Consider the following 613-nt stretch of genomic DNA (forward strand, 5'->3'; position numbering starts at 1 on the left):
AGGATTATCAGGCAACTTGTCAGGTGCTGGTAAGGATTCTTTCTTTTTGATTATATCTCTTATTTTGTTTGCAGCCAACTCAGAAGGAATTTCTGATAACTGCTCCGCTTTTAGAATATTATTACCTGTAACAACATTTGTTAACAATACTTCAATCTTACCTGATATGTACTTATCATCAACATACTTATCAACAGCACTTTTGATGTATCTATCGATATTCTTTCTTGTTATAGGTTTTTGGGATGAACCAACACGTATCCAACTATCTCCTTCCTTCAAGCTCCTCTGCTTTTCACTTTGATTATATGACTTTTTCATCATATAAGGTGGGTCATCAGCATTATGTATTTCAAGAATACCTACTTTCTTAAATTCAAAACTAAAAGGGTAGTACTTAATAATCAGCTGAGGTTCAACATTATCTGATATAATCTGTTGGTAGGTTCCATCATCAACTAAATCTTCGATTCCAATTATATCTCTTGTACCATCAGGTCTAAGTTTTACTCCTAATATAATGCGCCTGCTACCTCTTATGTCTGAATTAGCCATTGCAATGACATCTTTAAGTAATGCATCGTAATTACCCTTCAAGTACTGAATAGCTTTG

Annotated in this window: 1 protein-coding gene; it reads right to left on the minus strand. The window is 33.8% G+C overall.

Annotation, left to right across the window (positions count from 1 at the left end; genetic code table 11):
* A partial coding sequence (locus tag OB13_RS20560) for an ATP-binding protein (protein WP_461492058.1) occupies positions 1-597 on the minus strand: 597 nt, incomplete at its 3' end.
* Positions 598-613 lie beyond the last annotated feature (16 nt).

It is taken from the genome of Pontibacter sp. HJ8 (assembly GCF_054824225.1).